Origin of the sequence: Tardiphaga sp. P9-11 (genome assembly GCF_008329525.1) — a bacterium.
Classification (GTDB): Bacteria; Pseudomonadota; Alphaproteobacteria; order Rhizobiales; family Xanthobacteraceae; genus Tardiphaga.
This window is the reverse complement of the sequence record NZ_NPKQ01000007.1, coordinates 124,182-137,207: the sequence shown is the minus strand read 5'-3', so window position 1 is coordinate 137,207 and position 13,026 is coordinate 124,182. Positions and strand designations below refer to the sequence as shown.

Sequence of the window (13,026 nt, the reverse complement as noted above, 5' to 3'; positions counted from 1 at the left end):
TGCCGCAAGTCGGCCGCTACTTTTTCGCAAGACCGCCGGATGCCCGAAAAAGGGCTCCGGCGGTCTTTTTCGTGCGCTATTTCAATACATTGGGGGCTCCGCCAGCGCCGCGACGCATTGCCCCTGCCGCCATGCAAGTCATGCGGCTACAATGGGGCATGACCACGCACGATTCCCTGATCGACCGACGCCGCCTGCTCCGCTCCGGCCTGGGTGCCGGCGCGCTGCTGGCCATGCCCGGGACCGCCTTTGCGGCGCCCGCGGGCTTCGACGCATGGCGCGACGGCTTTCGTGCAAAGGCAATTGCCAAAGGCGTCTCCGACGCCACCTATTCGCGCGTGATGGGTCGCATCGAGCCGGACATGTCCGTGTTCACCAAGATGCAAAAGCAGCCGGAATTCCACGAGCAGCTCTGGCAATACATCAACCGCCGCGCGTCGGACTGGCGGATTGCCGCCGGCAAGGAGGCGCTGCGCAAGAACGACGCGGTGTTCGACCGCATCGAGCGCGACTTCGGCGTCGAGCGCGGCACGTTGCTGGCGCTGTGGGGTGTCGAGTCCGCCTATGGCGATCCGATCGTGCAGCAGAACCATATGCGCCCGGTATTTCCGTCACTCGCTGCCTTGGCGTGGAACGAACCGCGCCGCCGCGCCTATTGGGAAACCGAACTCATCAACGCATTGAAGATCGTCGACAAGGGCTGGGGCACGCCGGACGAGATGCGCGGCTCATGGGCCGGTGCCATGGGCCACACACAATGGATGCCCGAGGTCTGGCTCAATGTCGGCATCGACTACGACAAGGATGGCCGGGTTTCGCCATTCGGCAAACCCGACGATGCGCTGGGCTCCAGCGCGCGCTTCCTCGTCAATCGCGGCAAATATCCGCGCGGCGAGCATTGGGGCTATGAGGTCCGCACCAATGGCGTTGCCTCATCGGATAGCAATCGTAGCTTTGCAGCATGGTCCGCAGCCGGCGTGACCCGTGCCGATGGCCAGCCGTTCCCGCAGCCGAACGCCAATGCCAAGCTCTGGGTGCCAGTGCAAGGCGGTCCGGCCTTCCTGCTCGGTCAGGGTTTCTATGCGGTGCGCAGCTACAATCCGTCGATGAACTACGCATTGGCGATCTGCCATCTTGGCGATCGCATTCTCGGTGCACCGCCTTTCATTCAACCATTTCCCGGCTCGGAACGCGCGCTGACACTCGCCGAAGTGCAGGAAGTACAGACTCGCCTCACACGCGCGGGCTTCGATACCGGCGGCACCGATGGCCGCGTCGGCAATGACACGATGAAGGCGGTGAAGGACTATCAGGCTAAGACGGGTCTGTTGCCGGCGGACGGCTATGGCGGGCTGAAGGTGCTGGCAAGATTGCGGCAAGGCGGCTGAGCCGTTCCTTCAAATCCCCGCCATCCGCTGCGGATCGACGTAACGATCATAGTCTTCACCCGAGAGCAGCCCCAGAGCGATCGCGGCTTCGCGCGGTGGGATGGCTTCATCCAAAGCCTTGGCTGTGATGAGCGCGACCTTGTCATAGCCGATCACGGGATTGAGGGCTGTCGCGAGCAGCGGCGCATTGGCGACATTCATGGCGAGTTGTCGCCGATCGACATCAAGATCGCGAACTAGACGGCTTGCAAAGACATCGATCCCGTCAGCGAGGATGCGGATGGATTGCAGGACATTATAGATGATGACCGGCTTGGCGACGTTCAGTTCAAAATTGCCGGACGCACTGGCTGCAGTGACGACGGCGTTGTTGCCCGTCACCTGAAAGCACACTTGCGCAAGCATCTCGGCGATGGTGGGATTGCGCTTACCGGGCATGATAGACGACGTCAGTCCGTCATGCGGGATGACGAACTCACCGAGTCCACAGCGCGGCCCCGAGCCGAGGAAGCGCACGTCGTTCGCGATCTTCAGCAGCGTCACGGCCAGGCCGTTGAGCGCGCCTGACACTTCGACCAGCGCGTCATGTGCGCCCATGCCTTCGAACTTGCTCGGGTTAGGCAAGAATTCGACGCCGGTCAGCGCGTTCAGCTGCTCGCAAAAGGCGCTGTCGAATCCCGCGGGTGCGTTGAGGCCGGAGCCGACGGCCGTGCCGCCCTGCGGCAGCATCAGCAGGCGCGGGAAGACGGCTTCGATGCGGTCGATCGCATGGCCGGTCTGACGGGCGAAGGCATCGAACGCCTGCCCCACGGTCATCGGCACGGCATCCATCAGATGCGTGCGTCCGATCTTCACGACGTCTGCGAATGCGTCCGCCTTGGCGCGGAGATCATCGCGCAACGTCTGCAAGGCCGGAAGCAAGCGCCCGCGCAACTCCAGCGCCGTTGCCACATGCATCACGGTCGGAAAGCTGTCGTTTGATGACTGTGAACAATTGACGTGGTCGTTGGGATGAACGGGCAATTTGGTCCCGAGCGGCTGGCCCAGCAATTCATTGGCGCGGTTCGCGATCACCTCGTTGGCGTTCATGTTGGTCTGGGTGCCGGAGCCGGTCTGCCAGATCGGCAACGGGAAATGATCGTCGAAACGGCCTTGCTGAAGTTCGAGTGCCGCTGTTTCGATCGGCGCTGCGATCTCCGGCGCGATCGTCCCGAGTTGCAGATTGGCGCGAACAGCCGCGATCTTCTGCAGAGCGAATGCGCGGATCAGCGCAACCGGGAAACGCTCCTCGCTGACCTGGAAGACCTCAAGTGCGCGTTGGGTCTGCGCGCCCCAATAGCGATCCTTCGGCACCGCGATGGTGCCGAAGGAGTCGTGTTCCGTGCGAAGGTCACTCACGAGTCTCGCTCACTGCGCACCGACAATGCCCGCCGCCTTGATGATCGGCGTCCACTTGTCGATCTCGGATTTCAGATGCGCGGCCAGCGCCTCGGGCGTCGCCCGTTCCGGCGCCACCGGCTGCACGCCGAGGCCGGCAAGCCGGCTCTTCACGGTCTCGTCCTTCAGCGCCACGTTCAGTGCAGCAACGAGTTTGTCGATGATCGGCTTGGGCGTGCCTTTCGGCGCGAACAGGCCATACCAGACGGTGTAGGTAAAGCCCGGCAAGCCGGCTTCGGCTGTCGTGGGCAGTTTTGGCAGCGCCGGCGCCTTCTCGGTGCTGGTGACGGCATAGCCCTTGATCGTGCCACCATCGACATTGCCGACCACGTTGACGATCTGGTCGCACATGACATCGACCTGCCCGCTCATCATGTCATTCATCGCCGGACCAGCGCCGCGATAAGCGATCTGGGTCGGCTGCGTACCGGTCGCTGCATTGAGCAGCAGGCCGCACAGATGCGAGGCCGATCCGATGCCGGCATGAGCGTAGTTCACTTTCTCCTTGTTCGTCTTCATCCAGGCGATCAGCTCGGCGAGATTGGCGGCCGGGAGATCCTTGCGTGCCACGAACACCGACGGCAGATCGACAGCGAGACCGATCGGCTCGTAGTCCTTGATCGGATCGTATTTCAGCTTGGGATACAGCGCCGGGTTGGTCGCGTGGCTGATATGGATCAGCAGCAGATTGTAGCCGTCCGGCGGCGAGGCCGCGACCTTGGCGCTGCCGATGGAGCCGCCGGCGCCCGTCGTGTTCTCGACGATGACCTGCTGCTTCAGCGGGCCGCTCATGCCCTGCGCCAGCAGCCGCGCGATGGTGTCACCGGGACCGCCTGCCGAATAGGGCATGTTCATAGTGATGGTGCGGGTCGGATAGTCCTGCGCCAGACTGGGGCCGGCCAGCAGTGCACCGGCGAGCACGAATGCGGTCGTCAAAATGTTCTTCGTCATCGAAATTCCTCCCCTATTGTGTGTATGTGTGTTGTTTCAGTGTCCGCTCATGCTCAGCACGCGATCGACCATCGGACCGCACAGGCCGAGATAGTTGGCCGGATCGCAGTGACGACGGATGGCCTCCTTGCCGCCAAGCGCTTCGGTGATTTCCGGGACCTCGGCGAGAATGTCCGCGAGCTGTCCGCCGCCTTCGATCGCCTTGCGGCAGGCGTCGTAGACGACGTCATGCGCATGCTGGCGCCCGAGTTTCGGCGCGGCTGCCATCATCACCGCTTCAGCGACGATGAGGCCGCGTGTCAGATCCAGATTCTCCAGCATGCGCTTCTCGTGAACCACGAGTCCGGCCAGCATGAATTTGGCATTTGCCAGCGACGAGGCGGTGAGAAGGAAGCTCTCCGGCAACGACACCCATTCGAGGTGCCACGGCCCCGTTGCACGTTCCAGGTCATGGATCATGCCGTCGAGCATGGTCGCGACGTGCTGGCGCACCGCCTTGGCAGCGGCGAGCATCAGTTCGCTTGAAATCGCGTTACGCTTTTGCGGCATCGTCGATGACGCGCCGCGACCGGGTACGAAAGGCTCAGACACTTCGCCGAATTCGGACGATGACAACAACATCACGTCGGTGGCGATCTTGCCGAGCGTGCCGGTGATCAGGCCGAGCAGCGTGACCGCTTCGGCGATGCCATCGCGGGCGACATGCCAGGTGATCGAGGGTTGATGCAGGCCAAGCTCCTCGCAAAACAGCTTTTGCATCTCGAGACCGCCCTCGCCCACCGACGCGAGCGTCCCCGCGGCGCCGGAGAACTCGCCGAGCAAGATGCGTGGCAGTGCCTGATCGACGCGTTCGATGTGACGATCGATGGAAGAGAGCCAGACGGCGGCCTTGTAGCCGAAGGTCACCGGCAGCGCCTGCTGCAGATGGGTGCGCCCGGCCATCGGCGTGTCGCGATATTTTTTTGCCATGGCAGCGAGGATGTCGCGGACCTCGCGCAGATCGCGTGCAACGATTTCAAGCGCCGCGCGGATCTGCAGGACATTGGCTGTGTCCATGATGTCCTGGGTGGTCGCACCCCAGTGGACGTAACGGCCCGCCTCTCCGGCGGCCTCGGATAGCTGATGGACCAGCGGCAGGATCGGGTAGCCGACGACTTCGGTCTCAGCGCGGAGCTTGTCGAAATCGATCCGGATCGATTTGGCGGCAGCCTCGATGGCCTGCGCGGCTTCCTTCGGCACGACGCCGAGACGCGCCTGGGCGCGGGCCAGCGCGACTTCGGCCTCGATGTAGCGGCCGACCAGGGCTTCATCGGCGAAAACCGCGCGCATTTCCGCAGTACCGAACATGTCCCGAAACAGGACCGAATCGAAAACCGTGCTGCCCATAACGCTTCCTCTTATTATGTTCGTACATATTAAATTGTACGAACATAAACTGTGTGTCAATCTCCTTCCTTGACGAGATGGCCGCCAATCAGGCTTCCATCTTGCGATCAGGGACTTAGGGGTCGAGGGACGACGGTGGAAAAGCGTTACGCGTTCGTGGCCCGAGCATTGACCGAGGCCATCGCAGACGGACGGCATCCGGTCGGGTCTGTGCTGCCGACAGAGTTTGAGCTGGCGGACCAGTTCGCCGTGAGCCGATCAACCGTGCGCGCGGCGATGCAGGAGCTGCAGGCGTCCGGCTTGGTCAGCCGGAAGCGCAATGCCGGGACGCGTGTCGAGGCGGCCTCTCCCGCCAAGGGCGGTGATGGCTTTACGCAGGCACTCAATACGATCGAGGCGGTGCAGCAGTTCGGCACCGAGACCGAACGACACGTGCAGCGTGTCGCCGACATCGTCGCGGACAGCGAGCTTGCCAGCCAGCTCGGATGCCGGCCCGGCCGCCGCTGGCTGTGCATCTCAAGTCTGCGCACAATCCCGGGCGACGCCACACAGACGCCGATCTGCTGGACGGACGTGTATATCGACGGCGCCTTCGCCGACGAAGTACGCGCGAAGATGGGCGGCCATCACGAGATCTTCGGTACGCTCGTCGAGAAAATCTCGGGACGACGGTTCGTCGAAATCCGTCAGGACATCTCTGCGGTTGGCGTGTCGAACACGATGGCGGAACCACTGAAGGCACCGGCTGGCGCGCATGCGCTGTCGATCCGGCGACAATATCTGTTCGCGTCGAGCGAGCTGGCGGAAGTCTCGCTCAGCATTCATCCGGCTGACCGGTATCGATACTCGACCAGACTGCTCCGCCGGCAGGACGCAAATGGATGAGTGCGCCGGTCAAGCCGGGTGACGACAGACTGAGATTGATATCATCTGATCATCTTCGGCCCAGGATCCGGCGCCGCCACATCGATAACGCGCATCTGCACGCGCTCGGCACCCTGCCAGCGATCGACGGTCAGTGAGCCCGCTACATGGACGGGCTGACCGCGCAGCTCCTGCAATGCATTGCCAAGCTTCTGTCCGACCGAGCGAAACGCGATGCCGTTGACCATGGCGCCGTCCGATGCCTTGAAGCGTAGCCGCAGATGCGCCTGCCCGACTTCATCGACATAAGCGAGCTGATGCGCCGGCAGCGCAATTACCGGCTCGGGATTGGCCTGTCCGAACGGGCCGGCGCGATTGAGCGTGTTCACGAGATCCGTCGTGACGCCGCGTGCCGTGATGGCGCCATCGATGAACAGTTCCTTCTCGTTGCGCGACTTGCCGACGTCGGCGGCCAGCGCGCTTTCGATATAGGCGCGGAATTCTCCGAGCCGCTCCTTGCGCAGCGTGATGCCCGCGGCCATCGCGTGGCCGCCACCTTTCATCAGAAGCCCGTCGGCAACAGCTTGCCGCACGGCTTTGCCGAGATCGACGCCGGAGATCGAGCGGCCAGACCCCGTGCCAATTCCGCCAGGCTCCAGCGCGATGGCAAAAGCCGGACGCGCGAATTTCTCCTTAAGCCGCGAGGCGACCAGACCGACGACGCCGGGATGCCAGCCTTCAGACGCGGTCACGACTACGGAGCCTTTGTCTTCGAGCCCGAGTGACGCCAGAGCCTCGGCCTCGGCTTGCGCTTCCGCGGCCTGCTCGATCACGCGGCGTTCGATGTTCAGCCGATCAAGTTCGGCAGCGATTTTTGCAGCTTCGGAAATGTCGCCTTCGAGCAACAGCCGCACGCCCAAATCTGCGCGCCCGATGCGGCCGCCGGCATTGATACGCGGCCCCAGCATGAAGCCGAGATGCCACGCTTCCGGCGGACCGTTCAAACGCGCCACATCCATCAGCGCGGTATGCCCGACGTGATCGCGGCGGCGCAATGCGATGAGGCCCTTGGCGACAAAGGCGCGGTTCAATCCTATCAGCGGCGCGACGTCGGCAACCGTGCCCAGCGCCACGTGATGCAGCATGCCCAAGAGATCCGGCTCCGGCATCTCTGCGGTCCAGAAGCCGCGCTTGCGCAATTCGCGATTGACGGCGACCAGCGTGATCAACACGAGGCCCACGGCAGCGAGATGACCAAGACCGGAAATATCGTCGGGCCGGTTCGGATTCACCACGGCATCGACGTCAGGCAATTCCTCGCCGGTCTGATGGTGATCGATGACGACCACGGACATGCCGAGCTTCTTCGCTTCGGCCAATGGCTCGAAGCTTGTAGTGCCGCAATCGACAGTCACGAGCAGCGTCGCGCCCTTGCCGGCCAGCATCCTGATCGCATCCACATTGGGGCCGTAGCCCTCGAAGATGCGATCGGGAATGTGGATCTGCGGGTCGAGCCCACAATGGCGGAGGTGCCAGGCCAGCAGGGCCGACGACGTCGCGCCGTCGACATCATAGTCGCCGAAGATCGCCACTTTCTCCCGGCGTTGCGCTGCATCCGCGATGCGCTTCGCCGCCGCTTCCATCTGCGTGATGGTGAACGGATCCGGCATCAGCTTGCGGATAGTGGGATCGAGAAAATCCTCGACCGCGTCGAGCTCGATATTGCGGCCGGCGATGACCCGCGCCAGCATTTCCGGCAATTGGAAACGCTGCACCATGGCCAGCGCCCGCGCCGCCCCGCGCTGATCGACCCGGTCGCGCCAGATCCGCCCGGTGGCGGATTCGGTAACGCCGAGGAAAGCATGCTGGGATTCGACGGGAATGATGGTCGGTGGCGTCATGGGATCAGCAATAGGCCGCGCAGCCGCTTTCGGCAAATCCCGGCCCGTCAGCAGCCCATCCGCTTCGCCAGATCGTTGAAGTCGTCAGCCACCACGTCCCACGGGCCCTCGGCCTTGAAGTCGCGGTTCTGGTGCGGGCCATATTCGGTGACGCGCGGCACGAAGGCGGTCTTGAGGCCCAGTTTATGCGCGGCGTCGAGATCGCTATTATGGGCGGCGACCATCATGACTTCCGCAGGCTTCATATTGAGCAGCGCGGCTGCGCCGAGATAGGCCTGCGGATCGGGCTTGTAGTGCTCGAACAGTTCCGCGCTCATGATCAGGTCCCACGGCAAGCCAGCGAATTTCGCCATGTTGGTGAGCAGCGCGACATTGCCGTTCGACAACGGGCTGATGACGTATTTGGTCTTTAGCCTGGTGAGGCCACTGACCGAATCCGCCCACGGATGCAGCCGGTGCCAGCCTAGCGTCAGGTGATGCAGATCGTCGTCGGACAGCCCATTGATACCGAACTTCGCGACCAACACATCGAGAGATTGCCGATGGAGCGTGTCGAGCTTGACGAAGCCGCACTCGGGATGATGGCGCACAACATCCATCGATGGCATATAGGCCTGCCGCCAGGCATCGACCAGCGCGGTCCAGTCAGCTGTGATGTCACGCGCCTTGCCCCATGCCGTACAGTCAGCAATCAGGCTGGAACGCCAGTCCACCACGGTGCCGAACACGTCGAACACCAACGCCTTGACATCGCGCGTCTCGCTCATGGTTTCATCCCCGTTTGTTTTTGATTTTTGGTTTGATTGATCCGGGTGCGTCTTGGCGCGCCCGGATCGTCTTCAATCAGAGTATCTTCCGGTACTGCATAAATCCGGAATTGTCCGCAACCTGATCGTACAGAATGCGCGCTTGCGCATTCTCGTTCTGGGTCAGCCAGTGTACGCGGCTGCAGCCATCAGCCTTGGCCTTTGCGTAGACGGCTTCGATCAGCGCACGACCGACACCAAGGCCGCGGGCGCTGCTGTCGACGAACAGGTCTTGCAGATAGCAGTAGTTGCCCGGCGTCCAGGATGAGCGGTGATACAGGAACTGGACGATGCCGGTGAGCTTGCCGTCCACATAGGCGCCGAGCAGAAACATCTGCTCATTGGCGTCATGGAAACGCTTCCACGCCGTATCGGTTGCGGCCTGTTGCAGTGTCGCCTTGTAGAACGTCAGATAGCCCTGCCATAGCGGCTCCCAGGCAGCCCGCTCGTCAGGGCCGACCGGACGGATGTCAACATTCGCCTTCGCCATATGACCGAACTCAATCCAGGTGGAATTTTTCGAGCTGGCGATGCTCGCCCTTGATGATGCGCACGGTGCCTGTCACCGAACGCATCACAATGGTCTCGGTCTCGATGACGTCGCCGCGGAACTTGACACCCGACAACAATGCACCGTCGGTGACACCGGTAGCAGCAAACAGGCAGTCGCCCTTCGCCATGTCCTCGATGCCATAGATCATCTTCGGATCGGTGACACCCATCTTCAGCGCACGCTCGCGCTTCTCGTCGGTATCGAGGATCAATCGGGTCTGCATCTGGCCGCCAATGCAGCGCAGTGCTGCAGCCGCCAGCACGCCTTCCGGTGCACCGCCAATGCCAAGATAGATGTCGATGCCAGATTTGGCGGGATCGGTGGTGTGGATGACGCCGGCGACGTCGCCGTCCGGAATGAGACGCAGCGCTGCCCCCGTCGATCGGATCGCTGCGATCAATGCTTCGTGCCGCGGCCGCTCAAGCACGAGGGCGGTGATCGCCGACACCGGCACGCCCTTGGCTTTGGCGAGGCGCTTGATGTTCTCTTCCGGCGATGCGTCGATGTCGATCACGTTCTTGGCGTAGCCCGGACCAATCGCGATCTTGTCCATATAGACGTCGGGCGCGTGCAGCAGCGTGCCACCGTCGGCCATCGCCATGGTGGCGATCGAGCCCGGCATGTCCTTGGCGCACAGTGTCGTGCCTTCGAGCGGATCGACGGCAATATCGACCTTGGGGCCGGCATTGATGCCGACCTTTTCACCGATATAAAGCATCGGCGCTTCGTCGCGCTCGCCCTCGCCGATCACGATGGTGCCGTCGATCGGCATCTTGTTGAGCTCGCGGCGCATCGCGTCCACGGCAGCCTGATCCGCAGCCTTTTCCTGCCCATGACCACGCAGCCGCGCAGCCGACACTGCCGCGCGCTCGGTCACGCGAACGATCTCCAGCGTCAGAATGCGCTCGAGCAGTTGCTGCGGCGGGACGGTAATATGGGTCGACATCGGTTGGCTCCTTCTACGGCGGATCGGCTGATCCCTGGGGATCAACTAATCCCTGGGGATCGGGTGATCCTGTACAACTCTCAACGCGTGGATTTAGTTCTTCTCGATCCGGATAACTTGCGGCTTGCCTGATATCACCTTGTCGCTCTGCACGGCCTGCAAGGCACGGCGCATCGCATCCTCGGTGGTGGCGTAGGTGATCAGGATAACAGGCACCGGCGACGATTTCTTGGCACCGCCGACCGGCTCGATACCGCCATTCGGATGCCGCTGCACGATCGACTCCAGCGAGATCTTCTGCTCCGCCAGACGCGTCGCGATGCGTGCGGCCGTGCCGGCGAGATCGCGCGCCATCAGGCGGATGTAATAACCACCTTCGTGGCGCTCCATCGGCGCCTTGGTGGTGGTCTTGAGCTTGTCGACCGGCCGCCCGAACGGCAGCGCGCGCACATTGCGTGCGACATCGGCTATATCAGCCAGAACGGCGGATGCCGTTGCGGCGCCGCCAGCGCCCGGACCGACCAGCGTGATCGGCGCAATGCCGGCGCCGTCGATGGTCACCGCATTGGTGACGCCCATGACCTGCGCGATCGAGGACGACAACGGCACCATGGTCGGATGCACGCGCTGTTCGATGCCCGTCGCGGTGCGCATGGCAACGCCCAGCAATTTCACCCGATAGCCAAGCTCGGCCGCCGCGCGCAGATCTTCGGCGGCAATCGACGAGATGCCTTCGACCGACACAGCGCTCTGCGCAACCTTGGTCCCGAATGCGAGGCTGGCGAGAATGGCCAACTTCTGCGCGGTGTCGTGGCCATCGACGTCGAAGGACGGCTCAGCCTCGGCGTAGCCAAGCCGCTGCGCGTCTTTGAGACATTCCTCGAAGGACAAACCCTCCAGCTCCATCCGTGACAGGATGTAGTTGCAGGTGCCGTTGAGGATGCCGTAAACGCGGTTGATATCGGTGCCGGCGAGGCCTTCGCGGATGGTCTTGATGACCGGAATGGCGCCGGCGACGGCAGCCTCGTAATTCAGCGCGCCGCCGTGCTTCTCGGCCGATGCCGCGAGCTTCAAGCCATGCTTGGCGATTAGTGCCTTGTTCGCGGTAACGACCGACTTGCCAGCACTCAGCGCCGCCTCGATCGACGACAGCGCGGGATCGCCGACACCGCCCATCAATTCGACGAAGCACTCGACGTCCGGATGCCGCGCAACTGCCAGCGGATCCTTCATCCAGTCGATGCCACGCAGATCAACGCCGCGCTTCTTGGTTTTGGAACGCGCGGTGACAGCGACCACCTTGACGCCACGACCACAACGCGCGGCCAAAATCGAGTTCTGCTGTTCGATGAGACGGACGACTTCGGCACCAACGGTGCCGAGTCCCGCGATACCCACTTTGAGGGGTGCGACCATTAAGCTTCAGACCTGTCGGAATTCTTGTTGAGCGATGACCGATCCGAAAACCGGTTGCCGGTTTTCGGAGATCACGCCTATCGCCGGTTGGCGATAGGAACCACGTTGTGCAACGTTTCGAGACCGCTTTCAAGGAAGCGGCGGATGCCGCGGGCAGCCTGGCGAATGCGCTGTTCGTTCTCCACCATCGCGATACGGACGTAACCCTCGCCATGCTCGCCGAAGGCGACGCCGGGAGACACAACCACGCCGGATTTTTCAACGAGGAGCGTTGCAAACTGCATGCTGCCGACTTCGCGAAATTTCTCCGGCAGCGGCGCCCAGGCGAACATCGATGCCGACGGCGGCGGAATGTCCCAGCCGGCGCGACCGAACGACTCCACCATCGCATCACGACGCTTGCGATAGGTGTCGCGCATCTCGCGGATGCAATCATCAGGTCCGTTCAATGCAGCAGTGGCCGCGACCTGAACTGGCGTGAAGGCGCCGTAGTCGAGATAGGATTTCACCCGCGTCAGCGCGGCAATGATGCGCTCGTTGCCGACCGCAAAGCCCATGCGCCAGCCGGCCATCGAGAAGGTTTTCGACATCGAGGTGAACTCGACGGTGACATCGATCGCGCCCGGCACCTGCAGCACCGATGGCGGCGGGTTCTTGTCGTCGAAATAGACCTCGGCATAAGCGAGATCCGAGAGGATGTAGATCTCGTGCTTCTTCGCGAAGGCGACGAGGTCCTTGTAGAAATCGAGGCTCGCCACCTGCGCCGTCGGATTAGACGGATAGCAGACGATCAGCGCGATCGGCTTCGGGATCGAATGGATGATGGCGCGCTCGACGGCGGCGAAGAAATCCGGCGTCGGTTCGGACGGCACCGAGCGGATCACGCCGCCGGCCATCAGGAAGCCGAAAGCGTGAATGGGATAGCTCGGATTCGGGCACAGCACGACGTCGCCGGGCGCGGTGATGGCCTGGGCGACGTTGGCGAAGCCTTCCTTGGAGCCCAGCGTCGCCACCACCTGGGTGTCGGGATTGAGCTTCACGCCAAAGCGGCGCTCATAATAGCCGGCCTGGGCCTTGCGCAGTCCGGTGATGCCTTTCGAGGCCGAATAGCGGTCGGTGCGCGGCTTGCCCAGGGTTTCCTTGAGCTTCTCGATCACATGCGGCGGGGTCGCCAGATCCGGATTGCCCATGCCGAGGTCGATGATATCGGCGCCAGCGTTCCGCGCGGCGGCCTTGGCCCGGTTGACCTGTTCGAACACATAGGGCGGCAATCGGCGGATGCGGTAGAATTCTTCCATGGGATCGGGCTCCAGAACCGCTTCAGCATGCGGTTGAATCGTTTCTTTTTATCACGGAAGCCCGGTGACACCAGTCACGA

At 62.8% G+C, this 13,026-nt stretch carries 11 protein-coding genes; 2 read left to right on the top strand and 9 right to left on the bottom strand.

Features of this window, described 5'->3' with window-relative positions; translation table 11 throughout:
• Window positions 1-158: 158 nt before the first annotated feature.
• Window positions 159-1,388, top strand: coding sequence for a lytic murein transglycosylase (locus CIW50_RS21445; protein WP_149533215.1), 1,230 nt, complete (start codon window positions 159-161; stop codon window positions 1,386-1,388).
• Between the two features lie 9 nt (window positions 1,389-1,397).
• Here the strand turns inward: CIW50_RS21445 and CIW50_RS21440 are convergent, their stop codons facing one another.
• Genes CIW50_RS21440 through CIW50_RS21430 form a run of 3 tightly spaced genes read right to left on the bottom strand, consistent with a single transcriptional unit; the run spans window position 1,398 to window position 5,162 of the window.
• Window positions 1,398-2,786 carry a class II fumarate hydratase gene (locus CIW50_RS21440; protein WP_149533214.1) on the bottom strand — a complete coding sequence of 463 codons (1,389 nt, stop codon included), beginning with the start codon at window positions 2,784-2,786 and terminating at the stop codon, window positions 1,398-1,400.
• Window positions 2,787-2,795: 9 nt separating this feature from the next.
• Window positions 2,796-3,782 (bottom strand): tripartite tricarboxylate transporter substrate-binding protein, encoded by a 987-nt coding sequence (locus CIW50_RS21435; RefSeq protein WP_502707524.1) that lies wholly within the window; start codon window positions 3,780-3,782, stop codon window positions 2,796-2,798.
• A gap of 30 nt (window positions 3,783-3,812) precedes the next feature.
• The gene (locus tag CIW50_RS21430; RefSeq protein ID WP_149533212.1) at window positions 3,813-5,162 is read right to left on the bottom strand and encodes a class-II fumarase/aspartase family protein; all 1,350 of its coding nucleotides are present in this window, start codon (window positions 5,160-5,162) and stop codon (window positions 3,813-3,815) included.
• Window positions 5,163-5,297: 135 nt separating this feature from the next.
• Between CIW50_RS21430 and CIW50_RS21425 the strand changes: the two genes are divergently transcribed.
• The gene (locus CIW50_RS21425) at window positions 5,298-6,047 is read left to right on the top strand and encodes a GntR family transcriptional regulator (RefSeq protein ID WP_149533211.1); all 750 of its coding nucleotides are present in this window, start codon (window positions 5,298-5,300) and stop codon (window positions 6,045-6,047) included.
• Window positions 6,048-6,088: 41 nt separating this feature from the next.
• On the opposite strand, the gene recJ is transcribed toward CIW50_RS21425, so the two are convergent.
• The 6 genes from recJ to CIW50_RS21395 form a co-directional block, all read right to left on the bottom strand.
• Window positions 6,089-7,927 (bottom strand): single-stranded-DNA-specific exonuclease RecJ, encoded by a 1,839-nt coding sequence (gene recJ / locus CIW50_RS21420; protein WP_149533210.1) that lies wholly within the window; start codon window positions 7,925-7,927, stop codon window positions 6,089-6,091.
• Between the two features lie 47 nt (window positions 7,928-7,974).
• Window positions 7,975-8,694 (bottom strand): haloacid dehalogenase type II, encoded by a 720-nt coding sequence (locus tag CIW50_RS21415; RefSeq protein ID WP_149533209.1) that lies wholly within the window; start codon window positions 8,692-8,694, stop codon window positions 7,975-7,977.
• Between the two features lie 76 nt (window positions 8,695-8,770).
• Window positions 8,771-9,223, bottom strand: a complete 453-nt coding sequence (locus CIW50_RS21410) for a GNAT family N-acetyltransferase (protein ID WP_149533208.1) — start codon at window positions 9,221-9,223, stop codon at window positions 8,771-8,773.
• A 10-nt stretch (window positions 9,224-9,233) separates the two neighbouring features.
• Entirely contained in the window at window positions 9,234-10,232 is a 999-nt protein-coding gene (gene glpX, locus CIW50_RS21405; protein WP_068736567.1) for a class II fructose-bisphosphatase, read from the bottom strand.
• A gap of 93 nt (window positions 10,233-10,325) precedes the next feature.
• Window positions 10,326-11,648 carry a homoserine dehydrogenase gene (locus CIW50_RS21400; protein ID WP_149533207.1) on the bottom strand — a complete coding sequence of 441 codons (1,323 nt, stop codon included), beginning with the start codon at window positions 11,646-11,648 and terminating at the stop codon, window positions 10,326-10,328.
• 77 nt (window positions 11,649-11,725) lie between these two features.
• Complete coding sequence (locus tag CIW50_RS21395) at window positions 11,726-12,946, bottom strand: LL-diaminopimelate aminotransferase (protein WP_149533206.1); 1,221 nt, start codon at window positions 12,944-12,946, stop codon at window positions 11,726-11,728.
• Window positions 12,947-13,026 lie beyond the last annotated feature (80 nt).

Bases quoted from the DNA above. Each gene is read 5' to 3' on its own strand.
- CIW50_RS21445 (WP_149533215.1), top strand. From the start codon at position 159: ATGACCACGCACGATTCCCTGATCGACCGACGCCGCCTGCTCCGCTCC.
- CIW50_RS21410 (WP_149533208.1), bottom strand. From the start codon at position 9,223: ATGGCGAAGGCGAATGTTGACATCCGTCCGGTCGGCCCTGACGAGCGG.
- CIW50_RS21430 (WP_149533212.1), bottom strand. From the start codon at position 5,162: ATGGGCAGCACGGTTTTCGATTCGGTCCTGTTTCGGGACATGTTCGGT.
- glpX (WP_068736567.1), bottom strand. From the start codon at position 10,232: ATGTCGACCCATATTACCGTCCCGCCGCAGCAACTGCTCGAGCGCATT.
- recJ (WP_149533210.1), bottom strand. From the start codon at position 7,927: ATGACGCCACCGACCATCATTCCCGTCGAATCCCAGCATGCTTTCCTC.
- CIW50_RS21400 (WP_149533207.1), bottom strand. From the start codon at position 11,648: ATGGTCGCACCCCTCAAAGTGGGTATCGCGGGACTCGGCACCGTTGGT.
- CIW50_RS21395 (WP_149533206.1), bottom strand. From the start codon at position 12,946: ATGGAAGAATTCTACCGCATCCGCCGATTGCCGCCCTATGTGTTCGAA.
- CIW50_RS21415 (WP_149533209.1), bottom strand. From the start codon at position 8,694: ATGAGCGAGACGCGCGATGTCAAGGCGTTGGTGTTCGACGTGTTCGGC.